General features: G+C 62.9%; 24 protein-coding genes and 1 riboswitch. Of the genes, 9 read left to right on the forward strand and 15 right to left on the reverse strand.

Annotation, left to right across the window (positions count from 1 at the left end; translation table 11 throughout):
• Window positions 1-46: 46 nt before the first annotated feature.
• The 6 genes from ACSAMP_RS07210 to ACSAMP_RS07235 all read right to left on the reverse strand — a co-directional run bounded on the left by ACSAMP_RS07210 (window position 47) and on the right by ACSAMP_RS07235 (window position 5,873).
• The gene (locus ACSAMP_RS07210; RefSeq protein WP_186877449.1) at window positions 47-412 is read right to left on the reverse strand and encodes a type II toxin-antitoxin system PemK/MazF family toxin; all 366 of its coding nucleotides are present in this window, start codon (window positions 410-412) and stop codon (window positions 47-49) included.
• A gap of 314 nt (window positions 413-726) precedes the next feature.
• Window positions 727-1,872 carry an alanine racemase gene (alr, locus tag ACSAMP_RS07215; RefSeq protein ID WP_457799982.1) on the reverse strand — a complete coding sequence of 382 codons (1,146 nt, stop codon included), beginning with the start codon at window positions 1,870-1,872 and terminating at the stop codon, window positions 727-729.
• Between the two features lie 51 nt (window positions 1,873-1,923).
• On the reverse strand, window positions 1,924-2,505 hold the full coding sequence (locus ACSAMP_RS07220) for a hypothetical protein (RefSeq protein ID WP_457799983.1): 582 nt from the start codon (window positions 2,503-2,505) through the stop codon (window positions 1,924-1,926).
• 22 nt (window positions 2,506-2,527) lie between these two features.
• On the reverse strand, window positions 2,528-4,165 hold the full coding sequence (locus tag ACSAMP_RS07225) for an NAD(P)H-hydrate dehydratase (protein ID WP_457799984.1): 1,638 nt from the start codon (window positions 4,163-4,165) through the stop codon (window positions 2,528-2,530).
• Between the two features lie 32 nt (window positions 4,166-4,197).
• Window positions 4,198-5,118, reverse strand: a complete 921-nt coding sequence (locus tag ACSAMP_RS07230; protein WP_457799985.1) for a SufB/SufD family protein — start codon at window positions 5,116-5,118, stop codon at window positions 4,198-4,200.
• Between the two features lie 26 nt (window positions 5,119-5,144).
• Entirely contained in the window at window positions 5,145-5,873 is a 729-nt protein-coding gene (locus ACSAMP_RS07235) for an ABC transporter ATP-binding protein (protein WP_457799986.1), read from the reverse strand.
• A gap of 570 nt (window positions 5,874-6,443) precedes the next feature.
• Between ACSAMP_RS07235 and pheS the strand changes: the two genes are divergently transcribed.
• Together pheS and pheT are read left to right on the forward strand one after the other, a co-directional pair.
• A complete protein-coding gene (gene pheS, locus ACSAMP_RS07240; protein WP_441795222.1) occupies window positions 6,444-7,469 on the forward strand; it encodes a phenylalanine--tRNA ligase subunit alpha in 1,026 nt (341 codons plus the stop codon).
• An 85-nt stretch (window positions 7,470-7,554) separates the two neighbouring features.
• Complete coding sequence (pheT, locus tag ACSAMP_RS07245; RefSeq protein WP_457799987.1) at window positions 7,555-10,242, forward strand: phenylalanine--tRNA ligase subunit beta; 2,688 nt, start codon at window positions 7,555-7,557, stop codon at window positions 10,240-10,242.
• Between the two features lie 78 nt (window positions 10,243-10,320).
• Here the strand turns inward: pheT and ACSAMP_RS07250 are convergent, their stop codons facing one another.
• The 5 genes from ACSAMP_RS07250 to cdd all read right to left on the reverse strand — a co-directional run bounded on the left by ACSAMP_RS07250 (window position 10,321) and on the right by cdd (window position 12,644).
• Entirely contained in the window at window positions 10,321-11,103 is a 783-nt protein-coding gene (locus ACSAMP_RS07250) for a peptidoglycan recognition protein family protein (protein ID WP_457799988.1), read from the reverse strand.
• Window positions 11,104-11,184: 81 nt separating this feature from the next.
• Entirely contained in the window at window positions 11,185-11,445 is a 261-nt protein-coding gene (locus tag ACSAMP_RS07255; protein WP_441795225.1) for a phage holin family protein, read from the reverse strand.
• Window positions 11,446-11,479: 34 nt separating this feature from the next.
• On the reverse strand, window positions 11,480-11,830 hold the full coding sequence (locus ACSAMP_RS07260) for a hypothetical protein (RefSeq protein ID WP_441795226.1): 351 nt from the start codon (window positions 11,828-11,830) through the stop codon (window positions 11,480-11,482).
• A 147-nt stretch (window positions 11,831-11,977) separates the two neighbouring features.
• Entirely contained in the window at window positions 11,978-12,172 is a 195-nt protein-coding gene (locus tag ACSAMP_RS07265; RefSeq protein WP_441795599.1) for a DUF378 domain-containing protein, read from the reverse strand.
• A gap of 76 nt (window positions 12,173-12,248) precedes the next feature.
• Window positions 12,249-12,644, reverse strand: a complete 396-nt coding sequence (gene cdd / locus ACSAMP_RS07270; protein ID WP_457799989.1) for a cytidine deaminase — start codon at window positions 12,642-12,644, stop codon at window positions 12,249-12,251.
• A 96-nt stretch (window positions 12,645-12,740) separates the two neighbouring features.
• A riboswitch (TPP riboswitch) is annotated at window positions 12,741-12,845 on the forward strand.
• A 59-nt stretch (window positions 12,846-12,904) separates the two neighbouring features.
• On the opposite strand from cdd, the gene thiM reads away from it, so the two are divergent.
• Both thiM and thiE read left to right on the forward strand, forming a co-directional pair.
• Window positions 12,905-13,729, forward strand: a complete 825-nt coding sequence (thiM, locus tag ACSAMP_RS07275) for a hydroxyethylthiazole kinase (protein WP_457799990.1) — start codon at window positions 12,905-12,907, stop codon at window positions 13,727-13,729.
• The gene (gene thiE, locus ACSAMP_RS07280; protein WP_457799991.1) at window positions 13,716-14,354 is read left to right on the forward strand and encodes a thiamine phosphate synthase; all 639 of its coding nucleotides are present in this window, start codon (window positions 13,716-13,718) and stop codon (window positions 14,352-14,354) included. The genes thiM and thiE overlap by 14 nt, the downstream gene beginning before the upstream one ends.
• A 42-nt stretch (window positions 14,355-14,396) precedes the next feature.
• Here the strand turns inward: thiE and ACSAMP_RS07285 are convergent, their stop codons facing one another.
• Window positions 14,397-14,681, reverse strand: coding sequence for a hypothetical protein (locus ACSAMP_RS07285; RefSeq protein ID WP_441795230.1), 285 nt, complete (start codon window positions 14,679-14,681; stop codon window positions 14,397-14,399).
• 17 nt (window positions 14,682-14,698) lie between these two features.
• On the opposite strand from ACSAMP_RS07285, the gene thiD reads away from it, so the two are divergent.
• Together thiD and cytX are read left to right on the forward strand one after the other, a co-directional pair.
• Window positions 14,699-15,496: a bifunctional hydroxymethylpyrimidine kinase/phosphomethylpyrimidine kinase gene (gene thiD, locus ACSAMP_RS07290; protein WP_441795231.1), complete on the forward strand. Its 798-nt coding sequence runs from the start codon at window positions 14,699-14,701 to the stop codon at window positions 15,494-15,496.
• A complete protein-coding gene (gene cytX / locus ACSAMP_RS07295) occupies window positions 15,493-16,659 on the forward strand; it encodes a putative hydroxymethylpyrimidine transporter CytX (RefSeq protein ID WP_441795232.1) in 1,167 nt (388 codons plus the stop codon). The genes thiD and cytX overlap by 4 nt, the downstream gene beginning before the upstream one ends.
• A 58-nt stretch (window positions 16,660-16,717) precedes the next feature.
• Here cytX and ACSAMP_RS07300 read toward each other — a convergent pair whose 3' ends face one another.
• Window positions 16,718-17,725 (reverse strand): FAD:protein FMN transferase, encoded by a 1,008-nt coding sequence (locus ACSAMP_RS07300; protein ID WP_457799992.1) that lies wholly within the window; start codon window positions 17,723-17,725, stop codon window positions 16,718-16,720.
• A gap of 495 nt (window positions 17,726-18,220) precedes the next feature.
• Here ACSAMP_RS07300 and ACSAMP_RS07305 point away from each other — a divergent pair, with 495 nt between their 5' ends.
• Both ACSAMP_RS07305 and ACSAMP_RS07310 read left to right on the forward strand, forming a co-directional pair.
• A complete protein-coding gene (locus ACSAMP_RS07305) occupies window positions 18,221-21,583 on the forward strand; it encodes an S-layer homology domain-containing protein (protein WP_457799993.1) in 3,363 nt (1,120 codons plus the stop codon).
• Window positions 21,584-21,754: 171 nt separating this feature from the next.
• Entirely contained in the window at window positions 21,755-22,804 is a 1,050-nt protein-coding gene (locus ACSAMP_RS07310) for an NAD(P)-dependent alcohol dehydrogenase (protein ID WP_457799994.1), read from the forward strand.
• Window positions 22,805-22,832: 28 nt separating this feature from the next.
• Here ACSAMP_RS07310 and ACSAMP_RS07315 read toward each other — a convergent pair whose 3' ends face one another.
• Together ACSAMP_RS07315 and ACSAMP_RS07320 are read right to left on the reverse strand one after the other, a co-directional pair.
• Window positions 22,833-23,192 carry a winged helix-turn-helix transcriptional regulator gene (locus tag ACSAMP_RS07315; RefSeq protein WP_457799995.1) on the reverse strand — a complete coding sequence of 120 codons (360 nt, stop codon included), beginning with the start codon at window positions 23,190-23,192 and terminating at the stop codon, window positions 22,833-22,835.
• A 122-nt stretch (window positions 23,193-23,314) separates the two neighbouring features.
• A complete protein-coding gene (locus ACSAMP_RS07320) occupies window positions 23,315-24,364 on the reverse strand; it encodes a PDDEXK nuclease domain-containing protein (RefSeq protein ID WP_457799996.1) in 1,050 nt (349 codons plus the stop codon).
• Window positions 24,365-24,987: 623 nt separating this feature from the next.
• Between ACSAMP_RS07320 and ACSAMP_RS07325 the strand changes: the two genes are divergently transcribed.
• Window positions 24,988-25,791 carry a hypothetical protein gene (locus ACSAMP_RS07325; protein WP_457799997.1) on the forward strand — a complete coding sequence of 268 codons (804 nt, stop codon included), beginning with the start codon at window positions 24,988-24,990 and terminating at the stop codon, window positions 25,789-25,791.
• Window positions 25,792-25,801 lie beyond the last annotated feature (10 nt).

Below are 25,801 nucleotides of genomic sequence, written 5' to 3' on the forward strand. Positions count from 1 at the left end.
TTTCTTATGTAGGGGAGCCGCCCAACGCGGCCCCCCGGCGGGGTCATCAGACCATGGTCTCCGGGTGCAGTCCCAGGCTGACGGCGATGGCCGCGTCCACCTGGCGCATCACGCCGTCGTCCAGCCGCCCCATCTTCTCCCGCAGGCGGCGCTTATCCAAGGTGCGCACCTGCTCCAGCAGGATGATGGACTGCTTGGGCAGCCCGCAGCTGAGGGGAGAGACGGAGATATGGGTGGGCAGCCGGGCCTTCCCGGTCTGGGAGGTGATGGCTGCGGCGATGACGGTGGGGCTGTGGCGGTTGCCGGTGTCGTTCTGCACGATGAGCACCGGGCGCACGCCCCCCTGCTCGCTGCCCACCACCGGGCTGAGATCGGCGTAGAAGATGTCGCCTCGTTTCACACTGTTGTCCACGTGCGTTCACACTCCGCTGGAAGGATAGTGCGCGTTACCCGGGCGAAGGGCCTATGTAACGCAGCACTATAAGTCTCCCACGGGGCGGCGGGGATTATACCTGCCCGCTTCCCCTTTTCCGAAGAGACTGCCGTGTTCCGGGCGGCCAAAGGCCGCCCCTGGGGGATGTCAGGTGGTCGGTGTAGGGGCGGATATCATCCGCCCGCCGTTGCGCACCGGGCACCCCGGGCGGATGATATCCGCCCCTACAGACAAGCTCCGCGGCAGTCTCTCCATGTCATCCTATGCACATGGACGGGGATGGATACTTTGGTTCAGCCCTCCGGCCTGTCCACATAGACCCGGGGGACCCGGTCGGTCAGGTCGCACAGCAGCTCATACACGATGGTGCCCATGGTCTGGGCGGCCCGCTCCGCCTGGCCGGGGCCATAGACCAGCACCTCGTCCCCCGCTTTCACATCGGGCACGTCGGTGACGTCGATCATGCACATGTCCATGCAGATGCGGCCCACGATGGGGCAGGGGACGCCATGGACGATGAGGTCCATGCGGTTGGACAGCAGCCGGGGGAAGCCGTCGCCATAGCCGATGGGCACCACCGCCAGGCGGGAGTCCCGGGCCAGGGTGGCGGTGCGGCCATAGCTGACGCAGGACCCGGCGGGCAGGTCCCGCACCACGGCCACCCGGCTCTTCACCGTCATTACCGGGCGCAGCTCCAGCCCGTGGGGCAGGGGCATGTCCGGGGCGGGGGAGTAGCCATACAGGGCGATGCCCGGGCGGATCATATCCATGTGGGTGCAGGCATAGCGCAATGTGGCGGCGCTGGCCCCGCAGTGGTACAGGGGGAAGGTCACGCCCCGCTGGGCCAGGGTGGTCCGGGCGTCCTGAAATCGGTGGAGCTGGTCCTCGGTATAGGCCTCGCTGCCGTCGGCGTCGGAGAAGTGGGTGAACATGCCCCCCGCCCGCAGGCCGGGCAGGGCGCACAGGGCGGCAATGTCGTCGGCCACGGAGCCGTTGTCCCCGTCCAGCTGCCACAAAAAGCCGATGCGGCCCATGCCCGTGTCCAGCTTCACGTGGACGTCCAGCACGCCCCCGGCCTTTTGAGCGGCTTCGGACAGGGCGCGGCCCGTGTCCAGATCGCCCACCGTCTGGGTCACGTGATAGCGCAGCAGGGCCTCCGTCTCCTCCACGGGGGTATAGTCCAGGCAGAGGATGGGCAGCGTGATACCCGCCTGACGCAGCTGGGCCGCCTCGGCCACACAGGCCACGGCCAGCATGTCACAGCCCAGCTCCTCCAGCTTTTTGGCGACGGGCACGGCCCCGTGGCCATAGGCGTTGGCCTTGACCAGCCCCAGGAACTTGCAGCCCTCCGGGGTCAGGGCGCGCAGGGCGCGGTAGTTGTGGGCCAGGGCGTTTAGGTCCACCTCGGCCCAGGTCCTGATCTTTGTGAAATCCTCCATAGCGATCCCTCTTATCTTTTGTGTGGGGCCGGGATGATATCCCCGGCAAAATCATGTCTTGGAAAAGTCGGAAAAGTCACACCGGATGGCCCGGAAGCCCTCCCGGCTGATCTCTCCCCGCAGGAGCTGATGGCTGTCCGGCTGGAACCACAGGGCGGTCTCCGTCCCTACGCCGGGGTCTGACTCCGGGTCGCCGCAGTCCACCCGCAGCAGGCCGTCCTCCTCCAGGCGGCAGGCGGTGATATAGCCGGTGCGGGCTGTCTCCACCAGGGCGGGCAGGGCGGCGGCGGGGGTGAGGCCCTCCGGGCCCAGGGGCCCCGTCTCCACCCAAAGGCCGTCAAATTCCAGCGCGCCGGAGTTCTCCGTCAAAACGGCGGTGAGTCCGGCCACCGTGTCCGGGGCGGTGAGGGTCAGGCGGGTCTGCGCCCCGTCAAACTCCGCCGCCACGGCGTATTCATACACCCGCTGACCATAGTCGGCGGTGATCTCCGCCTGGGCGGTCCAGGTGCTCAGGGCGGCGTATTCCCCCCGGATGGTCAGGGCCAGCTCCTCCGCCGGACCCACCCCGCCGGGGGCATGGCCGCAGGCGGACAGCAGCATTATCATTGGTACGCAAAGCAGCAGCTTGCGCACAGCAGAAAGCCTCCCTTTTGCGTTATGTCCCGGAGCACGGCTCCAGGGCCTTGAAAACCTTGGGCAGGGCGCAGACCATGTCGCCGGGGGTCATGGCGTACTCGCCAGATTCCCGGGCGCACAGGTCGCCGCAGGCGGCGTGGATGGCCACGGCCTGGGCCGCCAGGGACCACAGGTCGCTGTCACCGGAGCGCAGGTGCTTCTGCCCCCACAGCCCCGCCGCGATGCCGGAGAGCACGTCGCCGGAGCCGCCCTTTGCCATGCCCGGGTTGCCGGTGACGTTCACCCAGGCCCGCCCGTCGGGGGCGGCGGTGACCGTGGCGTGGCCTTTGAGGATCAAACCGCACCGGTGGGCGGCGGCAAAGTCCCGGGCGGCGGCCAGCCGGTCCTCCAGGGGGAGGGCGCAGCCGGTGAGCCGCTGGAACTCCCCGTCGTGGGGGGTGAGCAGGGTGGGGGCGGAGCGGCTGTCCAGAATATCTATATGCCCGGCCAGGGCGTTTATGCCGTCGGCGTCCAGCACCACGGGGCAGGGGAGGTCCCGGAGCAGCCGCCGGGCCAGTTCCCGGGCGGCGGGGTCAGCCCCCAGGCCGGGGCCTATAATGGCCGCGTCACAGCCCTTGGCTTTTGTGAGCAGGGCGTCATAGTCGTCGGGGATGGGGAAGGGCATGGCCTCGTCGCACTTGACGGACACGATGGGATAAATGTCTTCTGGCACGGCCAGAAACACCAATCCCGCGCCGGAGCGGACGGCAGATCGGGCGGCAAACACCGGGGCACCGGTGAAGCCCACGCTGCCGCACAAAAGAAACAGCTTGCCGAAGTCCCCCTTGTGGGCCGTCCTGGGGCGGCGGGGGAGGGTGTCCGGACCCTTCACCGCCCACAGGTTTCCACCCGTGAGCAGGGGGGCGGTGAGGTCATTGGGCAGGCCGATGTCGATGACCCGCACCTGGCCGGAGTACACCCGGCCCTGGTCCAGATACAGCCCGGGCTTGGCGGCGGTGAAGGTGACGGTCATGTCCGCCCGGACGGCTTCCCCCAGGACGCGGCCCGTGTCCCCGTCCAGCCCGGTGGGCAGGTCGCAGGCGACCACGGGGCAGGATAGGCTGTTCAGCCGCCGCACCGCCGCCAGAAAGGCCCGCTGCACCGGGCGCTTGAGGCCCACGCCCAGCAGGGCGTCGATGGCGCAGTCACAGAGACCCAGCCAGGCGGACTGCTCCAGATCGTCGGGGTCGAAGGCTTCAATCTCTCCCCCGACGGCCTGGAGACGGCGGGCCATCTCCCGGGCATCGGCGGTCATTTTGGCCCAGTCGCCCACTAAGATGGTGCGGACGGAGACGCCCCGCTGAAGCAGCAGCCGGGCGGCGGCCAGCCCGTCGCCCCCGTTGTTCCCCGGCCCGCAGAACACGGCGGCCCAGGGGGCGCTGTCCTGTTCCCGGCGTGCCAAAAGGGCCCGGACCGGCTCCGGCAGTTCACCGCCGTCGGAACAGAAGGCTGCCGGGGCAAACTCGTTCTCCCGGCGGCGGTCAGACAGAAGGTCCTCCGCCCCTTCGGCCACGGCCTGGGCGGCCCGCTCCATCAGGTCCAGGGAGGGGACGCCCCGCTGGTCTATGGCGATGTGGTCCAGCTGGCGGCACTGCTGGGGGGTGAGCAGGGGCTGCATACGATCACCTCGATGAAAATAAAACAGAAAACTTACTTCAGGAAGCCGTTGACGATCTGCTCCTCGGCCTCTTTTTCGGTGAGCCCCAGGGTCATCAGCTTGGTCAGCTGCTCCCCGGCGATCTTGCCGATGGCGGCCTCGTGGACCAGCTGGGCGTCCAGGCAGTTGGCCGTCACCTCGGGGATGGCGGAGACCACGCCCTGGTCCATGATGATGGCGTCGCACTCTGAGTGGCCATAGCAGGGGGCGTTGCCGTTGATACGGGCCATGAACACCTGGTGAGACTGGCCCCGGGCCACGCTGCGGGAGATGACGTTAGTGTGGCAGCCCGCCCCGTTCAGGTCCACGGTGAAGTCGGACTTGGCGTGCTGCTTGCCGTGGGTCATCACCTTCTCATGGATAATGAGGGTGGCATCAGGACCCAGGGTGGCCCGGGTGACCCGGACGGTGGAGTCCACGCCCTTGATCTGGGTAGTCTCCATCTCCATATAGCTGCCTTCGTCCAGTTCCACCACGGTGGTGGGGTTCATGATGTTCTCGCCGTTGCCGTCCCCCTCGCCATAGTGCCGCTCGATATAGCGCACCCGGGCATTTTTGCCCACGTGGAAGGTGTGGATGCCGTCGTGCTGGCTGTTCTGCACGCCGCAGTTGTGGATGCCGCAGCCGGCCACGATGGTCACGTCGCAGTTGTCCCCCACGAAGAAGTCGTTGTACACCAGGTCGGTCAGACCGCTCTCGCTGAGGACCACGGGGATGTGGACGGACTCGTTCTTGGTGCCCGGCTTGATGATGATGTCGATGCCGTCCTTGTCGGTCTTGGATACGATGTCGATGTTGGCGGTGGTGTTCCGGCCGGCCTTTTTGCCGTTGGCCCGGATGTTATAGGCCCCTTCGGGCACTTCATGCAGCTGGGCCACCTCCTCTAAGAGGTGCTGCTGAATGGGATCGATCATAGCTTTTTCTCCTCCTTGTCAGATGCTCAGCGGACCTTATCGGACAGGGCGCTGCACACGCTGGACGAGCTGTCCAGCAGGCCGGGCAGGACGTCCTTTCGGGCTCCGTCCTGCTGCACCCGGCCGTCGGCCAGGACCACGATGCGGTCGGCGATGTTCAGAATGCGCTCCTGGTGAGAGATGATGAGGATGGAGCCGTTGATCTTCTCGTGGAGATGCTCGAACACCTGAATGAGATTGGAGAAGGACCACAGGTCGATGCCCGCCTCCGGCTCGTCAAAGACGGACAGCTTGGTGCTGCGGGCCATGATCATGGCGATCTCGATGCGCTTGAGCTCGCCGCCGGACAGGGAGGCGTCCACCTCCCGGTCAATGTAGTCCTTGGCGCACAGGCCCACCTCAGACAGATAGTCGCAGGCCTCGGGCACGCCAATGCTCTTGCCGCTGGCCAGGGTGATGAGGTCCTTCACCGTCAGGCCCTTAAAGCGCACAGGCTGCTGAAAGGCAAAGCTGATGCCCTTCCGGGCCCGCTCGGTGATGCCCAGGCCGGTGATGTCCTCTCCGTCCAGGATGATGCGGCCCTGGGTGGGGACCAGGATACCGGCGATGACCTTGGCCAGGGTGGACTTGCCGCCGCCGTTGGGGCCGGTGATGGCCACAAAGCGCTCGTTGATGGTCAGGTTGATGTCCCGCAGGATCTCTTTGTTCTCCCCGTCCTGCTCCACACCAAAGCTGATGTGCTGTAATTCTAACATAGCTTCCTCCATAAAACCGCCCGGGCGGACCGGGGGCGTTTACGCCGCGAAAAAGCGGCGGTATTTTGTGGTAGTGTATCCCGGAGAACCAGGCCGCAAACGGCCCCGCCGGGAATATCCTATTTTACCACCGGAAAAAGCCCTTGTCCAGCAAGGCGGGGGGACATGTTGGCGGGAACGGGGGCAAAAACGGGCTTTTTTTCGCCCATTTTCCCAATTCAGGAATTTGCCCTTGCCAAGGGGCGGATTTTGTGATATAAGTAACGTTAGTTTGAAATGCGTCGAACGGGAAAATAGCGGAGCATCTGTGCCTAAGAGAGGGGCGGTCATCGGCTGAAAGCCGCCCTGCCACACGCCGCTTGGTTCGCCCGGGAGCGGCCCGCGAGAGCGGGACGGGGTCCTCCCCCCGTTACCAAAGGAGAGAGTGCGCGCCCAAAGCCCAAAAAGGGCCGGAGAGCGCGAATGCGGGTGGTACCGCGGAAGGGTTGCCTTTCGTCCCAGATGTCTGGGAGGGAAGGCTTTTTTGCTGCCCAAAACCGGAAAAGATCATTCCAAAAGGAGTTTTGAACCATGAAAGAACAGTTAGCGAAAATTCGAGCCCAGGCCCTGGAGGCCTTTGAGCAGGCCCGGGACTCCGCCGCCCTGGACGCCCTGCGGGTGCAGTATCTGGGCAAGAAGGGCGAGCTGACCGCCGTGCTCAAGCAGATGGGCAAGCTGTCTGCCGAGGAGCGCCCCGCCATGGGCCAGCTGGCCAACGAGGTCCGCTCCGCCCTGGAGAGCGCCATCGAGACCGCCGGCAAAAAGCTGGAGGCCGCCGCCCTGGAGGCCAAGCTGAAGGCCGAGACGGTGGATGTCACCGTCCCCGGCAAAGCCGTGACCATCGGCCACAAGCACCCCATGTACCTGGCCCTGGACGAGATCAAGGACATCTTTGTGGGCATGGGCTTTACCATTCTGGACGGCCCGGAGATCGAGCTGGCCTATTACAACTTTGACCGCCTGAACGCCGAGGAGGGCCACCCCTCCCGGGATTGGTCGGACACCTTCTATTTTGACGAGGACAGCCGGGTGATGCTGCGCAGCCAGACCAGCCCCATGCAGGTCCACGCCATGGAGACCATGAAGCTGCCCATCCGCATCGTGGCCCCCGGCCGGGTGTACCGCAAGGACGAGGTGGACGCCACCCACTCCCCCATGTTCCACCAGATCGAAGGCATGGTCATCGACAAAGGCGTGACCATGGCCGACCTGAAGGGCACCCTGAACGCCGTGATGGAGCAGCTGTTTGGCAAGGGTACCGTCACCCGCTTCCGCCCCCACCACTTCCCCTTCACCGAGCCCAGCTGCGAGATGGACGTGCAGTGTCACAAGTGCGGCGGCAAGGGCTGCCCCACCTGCAAGGGCGAGGGCTGGATCGAGGTGCTGGGCGCCGGCATGATCCACCCCCGTGTGCTGGAGATGAGCGGCATCGACCCGGAGGTCTATTCCGGATGGGCCTTCGGCATGGGCCTGGAGCGCCTGGCCATGCGCCAGTTCAAGATCGCCGACCTGCGGCTGATCTTCGAGAACGACGTGCGCTTCCTTGAACAGTTCTAAATCATTTCATGCCTAATACGCCGGAAGGAGCAGGGGCGGCCTGTGGCCGCCCGGCTCCCGGCGGTTCAGATAAGGAGTTTTAACTATGAATTTAAGCCGTAAATGGCTCAACGAGTTTGTCACCGTTGACGCCGACGATAAGGAATTTGCCGAGTCCATGACCCTGTCCGGCTCTAAGGTAGAGGTCACCGAGGACCTGGGGGCCGAGATCAGCAACGTGGTGGTGGGCCGCATCCAGAGCATGGAGCGCCACCCTGACTCTGACCACATGTGGATCTGCCAGCTGGACGTGGGCAAGGACGAGCCGGTGCAGATCGTCACCGGCGCCTGGAACATCCATGTGGGTGACCTGGTCCCCGTGGCCCTGCACAAGTCCACCCTGCCCGGTGGAAAGAAGATCGAAAAGGGCAAGCTGCGGGGCGTGCTGTCCAACGGTATGCTGTGCTCTCTCAGCGAGCTGGGCCTGGACGAGCGGGACTTCCCCTATGGCGTGATCACCGCCGCCGCCCTGCTGAACGACTATAAGGCCATCGACCCGGCCAAGCCCTCTATCCCCGCCGATATCAAGGCCGGGGACAAGGTGTTCGGCCCCGTGGTGTGCGCCAAGGTGCTGGAGTGCGAGACTCAACCCGGCGGCGGCTATCACACCACCCTGGACCTGGGCGGCTCCACCGCCAGCCCCCACACCCAGTGCATGAACCTGCATGTGGGCGACCTGGTGGCCTATAACACCAAGAGCGACGCTATCTGCACCCTGGGCGACCTCCACGCCGAGCAGCGGGAGTTCCCCCACTGCATCCCCGACGGCATCTTTGTCCTCCACGAGGACTGCAAGCCCGGCGACGACATCAAGGCGGTGACCGGCCTGGACGACCACGTGGTGGAGTTTGAGATCACCCCCAACCGCCCCGACTGCCTGTCCGTCATCGGCCTGGCCCGTGAGGCCGCCGCTACCTTTGGCCAGGAACTGCGCCTGCACACCCCCCAGGTGAAGGGCGGGGCCCAGGGCAGCCTGGTAGAGCTGCTGGACGTGGAGACCCCCGCCGCCGACCTGTGCCCCCGCTACACCGCCCGCATGGTACGCAACGTGAAGATCGCCCCCTCCCCCAAGTGGATGCGGGAGCGGCTGCGCAGCATGGGCGTGCGCCCCATCAACAACATCGTGGACATCACCAACTATGTAATGCTGGAGTATGGCCAGCCCATGCACGCCTTTGACTATCGCTATGTGAAGGGCGGCAAGATCGTGGTCCGCCGGGCCGAAGAGGGGGAGAAGCTCACCACCCTGGATGGCAAGGAGCATACCCTCACCGCCAACCACCTGGTCATCGCCGACGACACCCGGGCCGTGGGTCTGGCTGGCATCATGGGCGGCCTGAACAGCGAGATCGTCGCCGACACCGCCGACGTGGTGTTCGAGTCCGCCAACTTCAACGGCACCTGCATCCGCAAGGGCGCTCTGGCCCTGGGCATGCGCACCGAGGCCAGCGCCAAGTATGAGAAGGGCCTGGACCCCATGAACACTCTGCCCGCCGTCAACCGTGCCTGCGAGCTGGTGGAGCTGCTGGGCGCCGGTGAGGTGGTGGACGGCGTCATCGACATCCTGAACTATGTGCCCCACCCCACCGTGCTGCCCCTGGAGCCGGAGAAGATCAACGCCCTGCTGGGCACCGACGTGGCGCGGGACGAGATGGTCCGCATCCTGGAGAAGCTGGACTTTACCATCGACGGCGACCAGGTCACCGTGCCCTCCTGGCGGGGCGATGTGCTGCGGATGAACGACCTGGCCGAGGAGGTGGCCCGGTTCCACGGCTATAACAACATCCCCTGCACCCTCCAGCGGGGCGAGACCACCCAGGGCGGCTATTCCGACGCCCAGAAGCTGGAGCAGCAGCTGGGGGCCGTGTGCCGTGCCTGCGGCTATGACGAGATCATCACCTATTCCTTCATCTCCCCCACCTACTATGACAAGATCCGCTGGGCGGAGGACGACCCCCGCCGCCAGTCCTTCAAGATCCTGAACCCCCTGGGCGAGGACACCTCCATCATGCGCACCACCACCCTTCCCTCCATGCTGGAGATCCTCACCCGGAACTATAACTATCGCAACAAGGCCGCCCGCCTGTACGAGCTGGGCCGCATCTATCTCCCCGGCGGCGAGGACGGCCTGGCGAAGGAGGAGAAGCTGCTCACCCTGGGCGTGTATGGCGAGGGCGTGAACTTCTACTCCGTGAAAGGCGTGGTCGAGGCCGTGCTGAAGCAGCTGCGGGCGAAGAACGTGGAGTTCCGCGCCGTCAGCGATAACCCCTCTTACCACCCCGGACGCTGCGCCGGTGTGTGGTGTGACGGCAAGTATCTGGGCGTGTTCGGCCAGATCCACCCCCTGGTGGCCCGGAACTACGGCGTGGACGCCGAGCTGTACTGCGCCGAGCTGAGCGTGGAGGCCCTGTCCCAGGCCCGGGGCGGCGCGCCTGTGTACCAGCCCCTGCCCAAGTTCCCCTCCGTCACCCGTGACATCGCCGTGGTCTGCCACGAGGCCGTCACCGTGGGCGCGCTGGAGGAGGCCATCCGCAAGGGTGCCCGTGGCCTGCTGAAGGAGGTCAGCCTGTTCGACGTCTATCGCGGCAAGGGCGTGGACGAGGGCAAGAAGTCCGTGGCCTTCAACCTGGTCCTGCGGGCCGATGACCGCTCCCTCACCAGCGAGGAGGCGGACGAGGATGTGAAGAGCATCCTGGAGACCCTGAAGACCGACTGCGACGCCGTCCTGCGGTAAGTTTTCTAAAAAGTCAAAACGAACATAAAAATGCCCGCCCCACAGCTTGCTTGGCTGTAGGGCGGGCATTTTGCATATTTATTTTGTTTCCCGCTGGGATAGGATCATCAGGGCCGCCTCCTGCCGGGTACACCAGCCCTGGGGCCGGGCGCCGTCGGTGATCCCGGCGGCTTTGGCCCGCTCCAGATTTTCCGCCGCCCAGCCGCTCACGGGCAGTTTGTCCCGCGCCGCCTGGGCGGCGGCCAGCTCCTCCCGGACGATGGCCCGCACCTGCTGCTCTGTCAAATCGTGTTCGCCTCCCCGTAATTTGGCCGCCACAGCGGCCCGAAAATCGTCCATGTCCACGCCGAATTTTTTCCACCAGTGCATCACGTCCGCGTGGTTGGACGCGATGCCCCGCCGATAGCCCTCGCTGTGGCACAGCACCACCCCATCGGCCAGGGGGTCCAGCCTGAACCGCCGACACAAGTAAGCCGTCAGGTCTACGGCGGCCTGATACGTGGCATGAAAATAGGCCCTGTCGGTCAGGCCGTCCTCACAGATCTCAAAGGAGATGTGGGTGTCGTTTCCAGACCGCCCGCAGTGCCAGCTACGCATGGTCCAGGGCAGGGTCTGGTAGACGGCTACGCTTCCGTCCGCGGTTTTGCCGATCATGGCGTGGACGCAGGCCCCCACGCCGCCCTGGTTCCAGTGCCGGGAGGACGGTTCCCCCAGCCGCCCGTCGTCCGGGGAGAGATACCGCCGGAGATAAGGATTGGCGGCCCCCGTGGAGTGGACCATCACCCCCCGGGGCCGGATATACCGCCCCTTGCGATAGCAGTCGTTCTGGGTCAAAATGCATGGTTTGATCGTCAGTTCCATAACGCCCCCTATAAAAACAGACGGCCCCGAACCCGGATGCCGTCTGTCGTAAATGAATGCTCCTGTTTCTCCGTGACAGGATCACTTCCCCAGCTGCTTTGCCGCCTGGTTGATGCCGGTGGCGGCAAGGCCGGAGACGATACCCACCGCCAGAGCGGTGAGCGGGTCGTGGGCGGGGAAGTCGGGCAGCCCCAGATACAGCCCGGCCACCCCCAGCAGCCCGCCGAACAGGCCGCAGGCGATGGGGATATACCGGTCATTCACACAGGACGCCTTGACGATGAGCCCCACCAGATAGCAGACGACGGTGATGGCCGCCACGCTGGCAATGCCGATCTCCATAAAAAACACCTCCCTTCCTCGTGCATGGAACACGTTAATGCTTCAGCGGCAGGCGGTCCACCTGGGCCATGATGACATCCAGGTCGCCGTTGCCGTTTAAGCCGGTGTGATAGGCGTCGTGCATCCGGTGCAGCCGCCGCCTGTCGTCAAAGGAAATTTCCCCGTCGGCCAGATAGCACTGGCCCAGGTATTGGATGCGGTCCAACAGGACTACCCGCAGTCCGGCCTGAAGGCCGTTGATCTTTTTCTCCTGCTCCGTCTCCACCCGGGCCGCGCCCGCCCGACGCCCCTCCCAGCGCTTCAGCCCCCACTGGATCACGTGATCCAGCAGCTTGATGGCCGCCGCCCCCACCCCGCCGGTGAGGACCATGGTCCACAGCTCCATTCTATGTATCCCTCCGTCCAAACTTTTCTTCTACCCCTGGCCGCCACGGGGCGGGGAGTTGCACGGTTTCGTCCACCAAACGGGAAAAAATGTGCAAAAAAATTGCCGGACGCAGCTGCGCCCGGCCTTTGGCTGGATAAGAAAAATTTATTTGCCGTCCCCCAGGCGAAACAGCAGGGAGACGCACCACACGGCGGACAGGCCCACCAGGGTATAGACGATCCGGCTGATGAGACTGGCGGAGCCGCCGCAGGCGAAGGCCACCAGGTCAAACTGAAACAGCCCCACACAGCCCCAGTTGATGCCGCCGATGACCAGCAGCGTCAGGGCGATCTTGTCCATTACCACGCTCGATCCCTCCTTTTCAAGAGCCATTGGGGATAGCTTGTCCAGAAAGGCGGAAGGCTATGCGTGATTTTTACTTCAGAGACAGGGGGCCGAAGCCGTGGGGCATGAGCTGGTCCAGAGTGGCCGTCTCGAACGCCCCGTCCCCCCGGGCGGCCAGCACCCGCAGCCCCGGGGCAAACTCATACAGCATCTGACGGCAGGCCCCGCAGGGCCAGCAGAAGTCGCTGCCCCGCCCGGCGATGGCAAGAGTCATCCAGCCGGTGCGCCGTCCCTCGCTCACCGCCTTCAGCAGCGCCGTGCGCTCGGCGCATATGGTGGAGCCAAAGGCGGCGTTTTCCACGTTGCAGCCGGTGAACACCGTGCCGTCGTCGCACAGCAGGGCGGCGCCCACGGGGAAGCGGGAGTATGGCACATAGGAAAATTCCTGCATTTTGATGGCCCGGTCCACCAGTTCCTGGTCGGTCATAGGGGTCAGCCTCCTTTAAATTTTGATCTCTGTTTTAAGCATACCCCACGGGAGAAAAACTTGCAATCTTCTTTTGTTGGGATTATAATAGCGTCCGTGAGAAAACAAGGGAGCTCGCAAACGGGCTGAGAGGAAGCTGTGCGCTTCGACCTGTGACCTGATTTGGGTAATGCCAACGTAGGGAGAGATGCGTTTACCTGTGCCGCAGGCCGTCTTTTCTGTCAGACGCGCCGCGGTTTTTTCTTTTGGAGGGAACACACTTGAATTTGGGCGACTATCTGTCCCGGGTCCGGCAGCAGGCCCCGGTGATCCACGCCATTTCCAACTATGTCACGGCCAACGACGTGGCCAATGTCCTGCTGGCCTGCGGGGCCAGCCCCATCATGGCCGACGACCCGGAGGAGAGCGCCTATATCACCGCCCTGTCCGCTGGCCTGGTGCTGAATCTGGGCACCCTCAGCCGCCGCCGGGTGCCCGCCATGGTCGCCTCGGGGGAGACGGCTGCCCGGCTGGGCCGCCCCATCCTGCTGGACCCGGTGGGCGCGGGGGCCAGCCCCATGCGCACCGACACCGCCCGGATGCTGCTCCAGCGCCTGCCCGTAACAGCCCTGCGGTGCAACGCGTCAGAGCTGCGGGCCATACTGTCCGGGGCCCACACCCACCGGGGGGTGGACGCAGACGGCCAGGACCGGCAGGGGGAGAGCGGCCTGTCCCACCAGATCGCCTTCGTCAAAAAAGCCGCCCGGCAGCTGGGCTGTCTGGTGGCCGTCACCGGGGAGACGGACCTGGTGAGCGACGGGGAGAGCTGCTTTGTCATCCACAATGGCCGCCCGGAGATGAGCCGGGTGACGGGGACGGGCTGTCAGCTGTCCGCCCTGTGCGCCGCCTTTCTGGCCGCCGCCCCGGACCGGTCTGTCAGCGCCCTGGCCGCCGCCGTGTGCGCCATGGGCCTGGCGGGGGAGATCGCCTGGGGGCACATGGCCCCCTATGACGGGAACGCCACCTATCGCAATCGCATCATCGACGCCGTCTGTCACCTGGACGGCGAGACGCTAAGCAAAGGAGCGCGCTATGAACTTCGATAGAGATTCTTTATTGCTCTACGCTGTGACGGACCGGGCCTGGCTGAAGGGCCAGACCCTGGCCCAGCAGGTGGAGCAGGCCCTGCTGGGCGGGGCAACCATGGTCCAGCTGCGGGAGAAGCAGCTGGACCTGCCCCATTTCCGCCGGGAGGCCCTGGAGATCCAGGCCCTGTGCCGCCGGTATGGGGTCCCCTTCCTTATCAACGACAACGTGGACCTGGCCCTGGACATCGGGGCCGACGGGGTCCACGTGGGCCAGGAGGACATGGAGGCCGGGCTGGTCCGGCAGAAGCTGGGGCCAGGCAAAATTCTGGGCGTGTCCGCCCATTCCCCGGAGGAGGCCCTGCGGGCCCAGGCTGCCGGGGCGGACTATCTGGGGGCCGGGGCCGTGTTCCACACGGGGACTAAGAGCAACGTGTCCACCCTGTCTTATGATACCCTGCGGGACATCTGCGCCGCTGTAAAGATCCCCGTGGTGGCCATCGGCGGCATCAGCGAGGGCAATATCCTCCAGCTCAAGGGCACCGGCATCGCCGGAGCCGCCGTGGTCTCCGCCCTCTTCGGGCAGCCCGACATTCAAGCCGCCGCGCAGCATATGCGCAAGCTGGCGGAGGAAGTTAGGAGTTAGGAAGTAGGAGTGATGAGTTGCGCGGGGAGACGGATTGCCACGTCACTTCGTTCCTCGCAATGACAGGCCGCCCCGGGCGGCCAAAAGCCCTCCTGCAAGGAGTTTCACGCCCGCAGGCGTGAAATAAAATAAGATCCGTTTTTCGCCGCGGCGTGTACGTGGCGAAAAACACTTCTCGCCCTGTAAGTGTGCGAGCGCAGCGAGTGCGCGCACAGGGTGCTTAACCCCACTCAAAAAAATGGCGGAGCCATTTTTTTGATATTCTTGCGACGGCTTGGGGGCACCACCTGCCGCCGCGTAATAAAACTTCAATGTGTTTTTAAGCAAGAAAGGAGAAACCTCACATGAAAACAGCATTGACGATCGCTGGAAGCGACTCCAGCGGAGGCGCCGGAATTCAAGCGGATATCAAGACCATGACGGCCAACGGCGTTTACGCCACCAGCGCCATCACGGCTCTCACCGCCCAGAACACCACCGGCGTCTATGGCATTCTCGAATCCACCCCCGAATTTCTGGCCAACCAGCTGGACTGCGTCTTCACGGACATCTTCCCCGACGCGGTGAAGACGGGCATGGTGTCCTCCACCGCCCTCATCGCCGTCATCGCGGACAAGCTGCGCCAGTATAAGGCCCGGAACATCGTGGTGGACCCGGTGATGGTGGCCACCAGCGGGGCCCGGCTCATCTCGGAGGAGGCGGTGGACGCCCTGAAGGAGAAGCTCCTCCCCCTGGCCACTCTGCTCACCCCCAACATCCCCGAGGCGGAGGTCCTGTCCGGCATGACCATCTCTGACCCCGCCGGGATGGAGCGGGCCGCCCGGGCCATCAGCGAGCAATACGGCTGCGCCGTGCTGTGCAAGGGCGGCCACCAGATCAGCGACGCCGACGACCTGCTGTGGCGGAATGGTGCCGGTGTCTGGTTCCGGGGCCGCCGCATCCAGAACAGCAACACCCACGGCACCGGCTGCACCCTGTCCAGCGCCATCGCCGCGAACCTGGCCAAGGGCTATGATCTGGACCGGTCCGTCCAGCGGGCGAAAGATTACATCTCAGGCGCCCTGGCCGCCATGCTGGATCTGGGAAAAGGCTCCGGCCCCATGGACCACATGTTTGATCTGAAGGGGGAGTTTGTCCGATGAAAAAGACCTCTACCCTGCAAAACGGCCTGATCTGGTTCGGCGCGGGCGTCTCCCTGGCCGAGATCTTGACGGGCACTTCTTTCGCCTCCCTTGGCCTGAGCCAGGGTCTGGCGGCCATCCTCCTGGGCCACATCATTGGCTGCGCCATGATGCTGCTGGCGGGCCTGATCGGCGGACGCACGGGCCGCACCGCCATGGAGACGGTGAAAATGAGCTTTGGCCAGCGGGGCGGCCTGCTGTTTGCCCTGCTGAACGTGCTGCAATTGGTGGGCTGGACGGCCATCATGATCTATGACGGGGCCCTGGCCATCGGCGGCATCTTCGCGGTGGGCCACTGGGTGTGGTGCCTGGTCATCGGGGCCCTCATCGTCCTGTGGATCGCCGTGGGCGTCACCGACCTGGGCTGGATCAACAAGCTGACCATGGCGGCCCTGTTTTTGCTGACCTTGGTGTTGTGCAAGGTCATCTTCTTCTCCGGCAACGCTGTCACCGCCGCCGGGGAGGCCATGTCCTTCGGCGCGGCGGTGGAGCTGGCGGTGGCCATGCCCCTGAGCTGGCTGCCCCTCATCAGCGACTACACCAGCCAGGCCCAAAAGCCCACCCAGGCCACCTGGGTCAGCGTCATCGTCTATGGCCTGGTGTCCTGCTGGATGTATGTCATCGGCATGGGGGCCGCCATGTTCACCGGGGAGTATGACATCGCTGTCATTATGGTGAAGGCGGGCCTGGGCGTGGCCGCCCTGGTCATCCTGGTCTTCTCCACCGTGACCACCACGTTTTTGGACGCCTGGTCCGCCGGTATCTCCGCCGAGTCCCTGTCCCACAAGCTGGACGGGAAGAAGACGGCCATCGTTGTGACCATCGTGGGCGTGGCGGGGGCCATCCTGTTCCCCATGGACGACATCACCGGGTTCTTGTATCTCATCGGCTCGGTGTTTGCCCCCATGATCGCCGTGCAGATCGCTGACCACTTTATTCTGCGCCGGGACCGGTTCGACGTGCTGGCCGATGGCCGGAATTTGATTATCTGGCTCATCGGCTTTGCCGCCTATCGCTGGCTGATGGGGGTGGACACCCCCGTGGGCTACACCCTGCCCGACATGGTGCTCACCGTGGTCCTGTGCCTGCTGGCGGACAAGGTGCTGCCCAAACAGCAGGGCTGATCTCGTCTGCATATAAGAACGTCCCCCGTCGATCCTAAAAAAATCGGCGGGGGATGCCTTATCTCTGGATGACCTGCACCGGCGTGTCGGCGTGGTCCTGGGTGAGGGCAAACCGGTCCGTCAGCCCCTGGGTGAGGTAGACGGAGCCGTCGTCGGTGACGAAGATGGCCTCGAAATCGTCGCTGCCCGCCCAGAACTGAGCGGCCCGCTCCAGGCCCATGACGAACAGGGCGGTGGACAGCCCGTCGCACACCAGGCCGTCGTCCCCCACGATGGTGACCGAGCGCAGGCCGCTCTCCGCCGGGCGTCCGGTGGCCGGGTCCATGATGTGCCAATAGGTCCGCCCGTCCTGCTGGAAATAGCGCTCATAGCCCCCGGAGGTGACCACCGCCTGGTCCCGGATGGACAGGACCATCATGGGCTGGCCGGTGGACGGGTCCTTCACGCCGATCTGCCAGGGGTCCCCGTCGGGGCGGCTGCCCACTGTCTGGATGTTGCCCCCCAGATTCAGCAGGGCGGAGGAGACCCCCGCCTGGCGTAGCAGCTGGGCGGCCTCCCGCCCGGCATAGCCCTTGGCCACGCTGCCCAGGTCGATCTCCATCCCCTCGGGCAGAGAGACAGCGCCGCTGGCCGGGTCATAGTCGATGCGGGTGTAGTCCACCAGAGCCGTGAGGGTCGCCAGGTCATCGTCACTGGGCACCTGATAGTCCCCGGTGGTAAAGCCCCAGGCCCGGACCACGGGATAGATGGACAGGTCCAGGGCCCCGCCGGTGCGGCGGCACAGGTCCAGGGCCTGGCCCATCAGCGTGTCCGCCCGGCCCGTCAGGGTGCCGGAGCCCCGGGCGTTCACGGCGTAGATCTGGCTGTCCGGGTCGGTGACGGACAGCTGGCCCTCCAAGTCATCGATCAGCCCCTGCACCTGGCCGGGCAGGTCGGTGTCCCCATAGATGGTCAGGTCCATGGCGGTGTCCATGGCCAAAAACGAGGCCGTCTGCGCCTTTGGCGCGGCGGCGCAGCCGGGCAGCAGGGACAGAGCCAGCAGACAGAAAATGAGACATTTTTTCATGGAAATGCTCCTTTTGGAAAGTTTGTCACTGTCATTGCGAGGAGGCCCAGCGGGCCGACGCGGCAATCCGTATCTGCGTCTTTGGGAAAACGGATTCCCACGTCGCTGCGCTCCTCGGAATGACAGAACTGGTGTAAATTTGCAACATCAAAGAATTTACAGAACATTTTTTGCGGAAAGATGGCCCGGAGGCGTTGACAAGAAAATTGCTTTTTGGTAACATAGCACACGCAAGTTAGCGATAACTAACCCTATAACCGTTGCTGACTTGCCTGTTTTTTGAAGAGAAGTTAGACACTGCTAACTGCTGCGTCAAAAAAACAGCCGCGCCCCAGCGGCGTGGCCCGAAAGCGGGCCGCCCAACAGTATAGCATGGGGAGGCGGAAAATTGCAACCTGTTTTCTGTCGGGATCGGCTCCCGCCAGACGGACCCACCGGAGAGGGGCCCGAACGCCCGGCGGCCCAGGCTGCCGCGAGGACCAAAGGAGGAAATCTATGAGAAAACTGTTCCGAAAAGCCACGTCGCTCCTGCTGGCAGCGGCCCTGTGCCTATCCATGGCCATCATCAGCCCAGCCCTGGCGGCAGACCAGACACTGCCGACCACAGTAGAGAACTGTGCATACAGTTCGTTCGACGGTATTTTAGACTTGGGCTTTGGTGGCAACACCAGCGATTGGATGGGAAAAATCAATCAGGTCACTGTCAACGATGTGGTGTATACCCGTGTTGATTCGTTTGGCTATTTTGAAAGCGGAACAAAGTGGTGTATCGGCAATGCAACAGGGGCTTTTGGCAGCTATCAGGCCTTGAAAATAACTTATAATAGTTCGTTTCCTGCCACTATTGTGATTTCTGCCGACGGCTACAATGACCTGACGGTGGAAGTAAGCAAAAAGGGAAGCAGCTATACCGCCGAGATCAAGGCCAACAGTTCCAGCGGCGGGACCGAAGAACTCAAGCCTGCGGAGACCTACCCCATCACCGTGGAGCAGGCCGAGCACGGCACCGTCTCCGCCAATTACGAGAAGGCCGCCCAGGGGATTGAGGTCACCGTGACCGTGACCCCTGACGAGGACTATGCGCTGGAGACGCTGACCGTGGGCGGCGTTGACGTGACAGACCAGGTGGCGGACGGCGAATATACCTTTACCATGCCCGGCGAGGCCGTGACCGTGCGCGCCGCCTTTGCCGCCAAGGCGGTCCCCGTTCCCGGTGTAGTCACCGTGAACGATCTGTCCCTCAGCACAGATTTTTTTGACCAGGATTGGCTGGTCACCGTGAAAGATCACCCCGGCTATGTGGCCGCCATCACGGAGATCCGCGTGAACGACACCGTGTGGGAGAAGAAGACTTATGATCCCTCCTCCGGCGGCAGCTATCGGCTGTTAGAAGACGAGGAGCAGATCGTCTTCGCCAAGAAAGACTTCAGCAGCGACCCCACTGTGCCCGTGCTGAAGAGCGGCAACGTGATCTCGGTCACCGCCAAGGGCTATGAAAAGCTGGAGTTCAAGCTGGTGGTGGATACCGACGGGAATCCCTATCTGGAGGCCAACGACGGCCAGGGCGACGGCTATCAACTGTGGGTGAAGCTGGACGGCACCTTCGAGGCCGCCATCGTGGACCAGAAGGGCTATGACGGCGTGTCCGGGGCCACCGGCGCGGGCAGCGTGAACAAGAACAGCGCCGTGGATGTGTACGGCGTCCGTCTGCCCAAGGGCCAGGAGCCTGAGGAGGCGGACTGGAAGAAGCTGGACCACTCCGCCGATCCCTCCACCGGCTATGTGGAGCAGGCCGTGGTGAACATCGTGCCTGACACGGACAGCGGGACCCCCGAGGGCAGCGACAGCGGGATGCGGGGCGTGTTCATGCCCGCCATGAGCAGCTCCCTCACCCTGGACGGCACCCCCAAGGACCCCGGCACCTATCTCATCTCCGTCACCATCACCGACGACCAGGGCCGCACGGCCACCAGCAACGCCCTGCCCTTCCGGGTGTACACCGGGAAGGAGCTGCTGGCCGACCAGCTGGCAGAGGACAAGCTGGGCGCCGGCACCCTGAAGCAGACCCAGGACGGCAAATATATGTGGGACATCATGGAGCCCTGGGTCATCACCGACTTTGGCAGCAACGTCGCCGGGGAGGAGAACAGCGTCCGGGTCCCCGCCGGACTGAAGGCCTGGTACGGCTCCCACCAGAGCGGCACCTATGGCGTGCTGGGCGCTGACCTGGCCTGGGAGCAGGTGGAGGCGGGCAACATCCCCCAGACCCTGTATATCCCCGCCGGGTGCGACCTGACCATGGTGAACATGGAAGTGCTGAGCAACGTGCGCATCGTGGTGGAAAACGGCGGCAAGCTGACCCTGCGGGACTCCGGCGTCCAGGGCATCATCGACGTGCAGGGCGGCGGCACCTTCTCCATGAACTATAACGACTTTGGCGGCGGGGAGTTCCTCACCGGGGCCTCCATCAACGGCCAGCTGCGCCTGGCCGACGGGGCCATTCTGGAAAACGCCGCCATCTATTCCCACATCAACTATCTGGCCAACGGCGATCTGGTGGACCGCACCAGCCACGAGCCCGTGGTCACCGCCACCGGAAACGTCACCGTGAAGGGCCAGGTGTTCATCAAGGGCGACGCCGGCGGCAGCAAGATCGGCCAGGCCGGTCTGCGGGTGACCGACGGCACCCTGACCCTGGCCGACGGGGCCACCCTGGTGGTCTATGGCGGCGAGGGCAACGTGGTCAACACCAAGGGCGGCACCGCCGTCCAGCTGGAAAACGGCACCATCACCGGCAGCGGCAAGCTGGTGGCCATCGGCGGCCAGGTCCTGTGGGAGGAGGGCGGCACCGCCGTCTCCGGAACCGGGACCATCTCCACCGGCGAGGTCTATCTCCAGGGCGCCACCGCCTCTCAGGCGTGGAATGCCCAGCCCGGCAAGGCCGTCAGCGGCGACGTGACCATCACCAGCGCCAAGCGCCACATCGCCGACGGCAGCCAGAAGGAGACCGTGGCCGACGACCCCCTGGAGGAGCTGTACTGGAAGCCCGGCATCGACGCCACCCCGCCCCTGGACCTGTTCGTCACCCAGGACAGCGGCAATAGCGGCGACAACGGCAACACCGGCGATAACGGGAACAGCGGCAACAACAACAATTCCGGCGGGTCTTCCTCCGGCGGCGGCAGCAGCTCCGGCGGGAGCAGCAGCGGTGGGAGCAGCAGCGGCGGTTCTTCCGGTGGTAGTTCCTCCGGCGGCTCTTCCAGCGGCAGCAACACTTCCGGCGGCAGCGCCAACACCAGCGCTGGCGGCAGTGCCAGCGGGAACATCCAGTTCTCCGACGTGAAGGACAGCGACTACTTCGCCCCCGCCGTCCGCTGGGCGGCAGAGCAGGGCGTGACCCAGGGCGTGTCCGCCGATCAGTTCGGCAGCGACCTGGCCTGCACCCGCGGCCAGATCGTCACTTTCCTGTGGCGGGCGGCTGGTTCCCCCGAGCCTAAGGGCGGCGTGAACACCGGCTTTGCCGACGTGTCCCCCGACGACTACTGCGCCAAGGCCGTGGCCTGGGCAGTGGAGAACGGCATTACCTCCGGCGTGGGCGACGGGCGCTTTGCCCCCGACCAGACCTGCACCCGGGCCCAGAGCGTGACCTTCCTCCACCGGGCCGCCGGGGAGGAGAACGGCCAGAGCTCCGGCAGCTTTGCCGACGTGCCCCAGGACAGCTATTATGCCGGGGCGGTCCAGTGGGCGGTGGAGAACGGCGTGACCTCCGGCGTGGGCGAGGGCCGTTTCGCCCCCGAGGCCCGCTGCACCCGCAGCCAGATCATCACCTTCCTCTATCAGACCTATCAGGGAAAGTAAATAAAACCAAACTGGAGCGGGACCTGAAACCAGGTCCCGCTCCAAACTTTTGCCCATTTGCACAATATTTCAGAATACCTCTTGACTTTTTTGCCGTGATGCGCTAATTAGTAGTTATATAAAAAGCACTTTACGAAAAGTCATTATTTTAATAGACAGGGAGGTTTTCTTGTGAAAGGGAGCATGAAGGTCGCGGTGATGAACGGCGTGGGCAAAATGGGCTATACCACCCGCCCCATTCCCACCCCAAAGGAGGACGAGGTGCTGGTCAAGCTGGAGTATGTGGGCATCTGCGGCAGCGATATGCACTACTATGAGACGGGGGCCATCGGCGATTATGTGGTCAAGCCGCCCTTTGTCCTGGGCCACGAGCCGGGGGGCACTGTGGTAGAGGTGGGCAGCGCCGTCAAACACCTGAAGATCGGGGACCGGGTGGCCCTGGAGCCGGGCAAGACCTGCGGCCGCTGCAAATTCTGCCGGGAGGGGAAGTATAACCTCTGCCCGGACGTGGTCTTCTTCGCCACCCCGCCGGTGGACGGCGTGTTCCAGGAGTATGTGGCCCACCAGGCCGACCTGTGCTTCAAGCTGCCGGACAACGTGAGCACATTGGAGGGGGCGCTGATCGAGCCGCTGGCCGTGGGCTTCCACGCGGCCAATCAAGGCGGGGCCCACGCGGGCCAGACCGCCGTGGTCATGGGGGCGGGCTGCATCGGCCTGGTGTCCATGATGGCCCTGAAGGCCGAGGGGGTCTCTCACGTCTACGTGGTGGACATCATGGAAAAGCGCCTGGACAAGGCGTTAGAACTGGGGGCGGACGGGGTCATCAACAGCCGGGATCAGGACGCCGTCCAGGCGGTGCTGGCCCTGACGGACGGCCTGGGCTGCGACCTGGTCATCGAGACGGCGGGCACGGAGATCACCACCCGCCAGGCCATCCAGATGACCCGGAAGGGCGCCACCATCGTCCTGGTGGGCTACTCCAAGTCCGGGGAGATGACCCTGCCCATGAGCCTGGCCCTGGACAAAGAGCTGACCTTCAAGACCGTCTTCCGCTATCGCCACATCTATCCCATGGCCATCGACGCCGTGGCCTCCGGCAGGGTGAATTTAAAGGGCATCGTGACCGACATCTTCGACTTTGACGACATCCAGAACGCCATGGACCGGAGCGTCGCCGACAAGGCCAACATCGTCAAGGCGGTGGTGAAGATCGCCAAGTAAATCAAAAAATCGCAAAGGGGAGCGGGCGTTACGCCTGCTCCCCCTGTTCTCCCTGCTCTTCTTGGCCGTCCTGCCGGGCGTTCTTCTGCTGATAGCCCGTGCCCCAGTCCACCATGGCGTCCAGAATGGGCTTTAAGCTATAGCCGGTGTCCGTCAGGGTGTATTCCACCTTGGGGGGCACCTGGGCATAGACCTTGCGGGTGAGCAGGCCGGTGGCCTCCATATCCCGCAGCTGGGCGGTGAGCACCTTTTGGGACACAGAGCCGATGGACTTTTTCAGCTGGCCAAAGCGCTGGGTCCCGCCCATCAGCTCCCGCAGAATGAGCACCTTCCACTTGTCACCAATCAGCATCAGAGTGGTCTCCACCGGGCAGGCTGGTAATTTCATCGTGATTCCTCCATAGTATCCTTTTGGTAACTACGGCTTAATTAAGTAATTTCAGCCAAATGCTGGTATTACAAGCACTTTTCGCACATTACATCTCATTTTACACCATCAGTACACCGATTTCAATTTAATACTTCTTCATTTTCCTTGTCCTCTGTTTCGTGCCATTCTTTCAGCACAGCTTCTACCTGCGCGATCAATTCTTCCTTATTGGGAATTACATAAGTGTAGCACGAAGCAAAGATGTTGTTGGAAAGTCCGCCGAGGGCATATTCGGCTTCCACATTGGTTTTGTCGGTGCAAAGAATGATGCCGATAGGCGGATTGTCGTCCGGGTCATTGACTTCCGCGGCATAATAGTTAAGGTACATATTAAGCTGTCCAACAGCTTCCGGCAATAACTTTACCGTTTTCAACTCGATCAGCACATAGGCGCGGAGCGGCTTATTGTAAAACACCATATCCACATAGTAATGAATGTTGTTTAGAGTAACCCGCTGCTGTGTCCCTACGAACATGAAGCCGCGCCCCAGTTCCAAAAGAAATGTTTCTATCTGCTGGACAAGAGCCTTTTCTAATTCACTTTCCATGATGGGCTTGTTTTCCGGGATGCCCAAGAATTCAAATACATACGGATCCTTAATAATATCGCTGGGTGATGTCAGCTCGATACCTCTCTGTGCAAGCGCAAGTACCGTTTCTTTATTTGATTTTCCCTCGGACAATAACAGTCGTTCATAGAGCGATGTTGCCATTTGGCGTTTCATTTCGCGTACTGACCAGCCGGAATTGACAGCTTCCTTTTCATAGAAACTGCGTTTGTTTGGGTCAGAAATAGAGAGAAGTTCACAGTAGTGCGTCCAAGTCAATTTTCCAGTCACCGACTGGAATTTCTTATAGGTGAGATAAAACAGGCGCATATTGTAAATGTTGGCACGAGAAAACCCCTTACCAAACTCTTTCGTCAGCACTTTTGAAAGCTCTTTTAGCGTCTGCTGCCCATATTCAGCACGTTCCTTACTTTGCTGCTCGTGCTCCACGATAATGCGCCCAATGTTCCAGTAGGTAGTTAGGAGTTCTGTATTCACTTGCTGTGCTACATTTTTTCGGGCAGACTGCAACACTTCTTTGATTTCATTTATCATGTCGTTGTACTCAGCGATTTTGTTCATGATATCGCCCCTTTCTATCATGTGCATTTTCAAATAATCCAGTCGGTGACTGGATTATTTAGTTGTCGCGGGCGCATAGGTGCAGCATACCGACCACGAGGAACACCAGGCCAAAGATCACCAAGCCCCAAACAGGATCATGCTCCGAAATGGAGCGGGCCAGCAGCCCGAACACCGCTTACAGCAGTATTTCTAAGTAGTGCAGTACCTTGGGCTTCACGCGAAGCTGGTCTGCGTACTGCATCAGTTTGTGAATGTTCTTATCCTTGGATGCCGCATAGCGTTTCATAGCTTCTCCGACAATCTGAACATCGCTGCCGCTGCCGCGCAGAATGTCACACAGCGTCCGTTCCAAATCGTAAACACGAAATATTATATGAAAATAATGTGCGGTTGTCAGCTGCGAGACGACGAACACACATCAAATTGTTTGAAAATAATGTGTGAATGTCAGAGAAGCTGCAAGGCTTTGACACAAGATGAAGCAAGACGAATAGTATCCTTTTGGTAACTACACCACAATATTGTGCTTACTTCACAAAACAGCTCTACCGCGTTATGATACTGCCAACGAAAGAAAAAAGCAACCTTTCGAACTTGAAATTTCTTTGGAGGCAATTATCATGAACAAGAACGCAGACCGCACCATTACCCTGGACAAGGGCCGGGTTGACATTTATCAGCAGAACGGCATCACCCTATACGCCTATCAGACCCGGGACGCCATAGAGGACGAGGTGTTCATCCTGGCCAAGGCGGGCCGGGGCGTGGTGATCGAGCTGCCCTGCTTCTATGACAACATTCAGGAGCTCACCGACTTTTTGGCTCGGGAGAACATCACGGTGGAGGGCAAGCTGGTGGCCTATCACGCCGCGGGCACGTCCTTCCTGCCCGGGGTGCCCGCCTATGGCACCGCCTCCTCCGTGGCCTATAACACCAACGGCGGCGGAGCCGGGCTGGTGGCCAACTTCCAGAAGGCCTTTGGCGAGGTGTTTGACGCGGGCCTGTGCCCTGTGGACCACGTGATGGAGGAGGGCGAGGTGGAGATCGCCGGCATCCGCTTTGTGGTAAAGCCCAACGCCGAGGCCTATGACCTGGAGATCCCGGAGCTGAACTGCGTGTACACCCACATGATGGGCCACGACTGCCACTCCATCGTGGCGGGCTGCCCCCACGCCGACGGCATCATCTCCCAGCTGAATTACTACATCCGCCGGGGCTTTGACCTGGTGCTCACCTCCCACTATACCCCGGAGGATCTGAAGGACGCCAAGACCAAGGTGGCCTATCTCACCGCCCTGAAGGAGATCGCCCTGATCTGTGACAGCGCCGACGAGATGCGGCAGAAGGTCCAGGCCCAGTATCCCAACTACAGCGGCCTGAACTATCTGGACATGACGGTGGGCTTTTTCTTCCCCGGCAAGTAAACCGGGGGAG

Source organism: Flintibacter sp. SJQ-8 (genome assembly GCF_054108085.1).

Coding starts and splice junctions, on each gene's coding strand:
- alr (WP_457799982.1), bottom strand. CDS start 1,872: ATGGAGGATTTCACAAAGATCAGGACCTGGGCCGAGGTGGACCTAAAC.
- ACSAMP_RS07225 (WP_457799984.1), bottom strand. CDS start 4,165: ATGCAGCCCCTGCTCACCCCCCAGCAGTGCCGCCAGCTGGACCACATC.
- ACSAMP_RS07230 (WP_457799985.1), bottom strand. CDS start 5,118: ATGATCGATCCCATTCAGCAGCACCTCTTAGAGGAGGTGGCCCAGCTG.
- ACSAMP_RS07235 (WP_457799986.1), bottom strand. CDS start 5,873: ATGTTAGAATTACAGCACATCAGCTTTGGTGTGGAGCAGGACGGGGAG.
- pheS (WP_441795222.1), top strand. CDS start 6,444: ATGAAAGAACAGTTAGCGAAAATTCGAGCCCAGGCCCTGGAGGCCTTT.
- pheT (WP_457799987.1), top strand. CDS start 7,555: ATGAATTTAAGCCGTAAATGGCTCAACGAGTTTGTCACCGTTGACGCC.
- ACSAMP_RS07250 (WP_457799988.1), bottom strand. CDS start 11,103: ATGGAACTGACGATCAAACCATGCATTTTGACCCAGAACGACTGCTAT.
- ACSAMP_RS07255 (WP_441795225.1), bottom strand. CDS start 11,445: ATGGAGATCGGCATTGCCAGCGTGGCGGCCATCACCGTCGTCTGCTAT.
- ACSAMP_RS07260 (WP_441795226.1), bottom strand. CDS start 11,830: ATGGAGCTGTGGACCATGGTCCTCACCGGCGGGGTGGGGGCGGCGGCC.
- ACSAMP_RS07265 (WP_441795599.1), bottom strand. CDS start 12,172: ATGGACAAGATCGCCCTGACGCTGCTGGTCATCGGCGGCATCAACTGG.
- cdd (WP_457799989.1), bottom strand. CDS start 12,644: ATGACCGACCAGGAACTGGTGGACCGGGCCATCAAAATGCAGGAATTT.
- thiE (WP_457799991.1), top strand. CDS start 13,716: ATGAACTTCGATAGAGATTCTTTATTGCTCTACGCTGTGACGGACCGG.
- thiD (WP_441795231.1), top strand. CDS start 14,699: ATGAAAACAGCATTGACGATCGCTGGAAGCGACTCCAGCGGAGGCGCC.
- cytX (WP_441795232.1), top strand. CDS start 15,493: ATGAAAAAGACCTCTACCCTGCAAAACGGCCTGATCTGGTTCGGCGCG.
- ACSAMP_RS07300 (WP_457799992.1), bottom strand. CDS start 17,725: ATGAAAAAATGTCTCATTTTCTGTCTGCTGGCTCTGTCCCTGCTGCCC.
- ACSAMP_RS07305 (WP_457799993.1), top strand. CDS start 18,221: ATGAGAAAACTGTTCCGAAAAGCCACGTCGCTCCTGCTGGCAGCGGCC.
- ACSAMP_RS07315 (WP_457799995.1), bottom strand. CDS start 23,192: ATGAAATTACCAGCCTGCCCGGTGGAGACCACTCTGATGCTGATTGGT.
- ACSAMP_RS07320 (WP_457799996.1), bottom strand. CDS start 24,364: ATGAACAAAATCGCTGAGTACAACGACATGATAAATGAAATCAAAGAA.
- ACSAMP_RS07325 (WP_457799997.1), top strand. CDS start 24,988: ATGAACAAGAACGCAGACCGCACCATTACCCTGGACAAGGGCCGGGTT.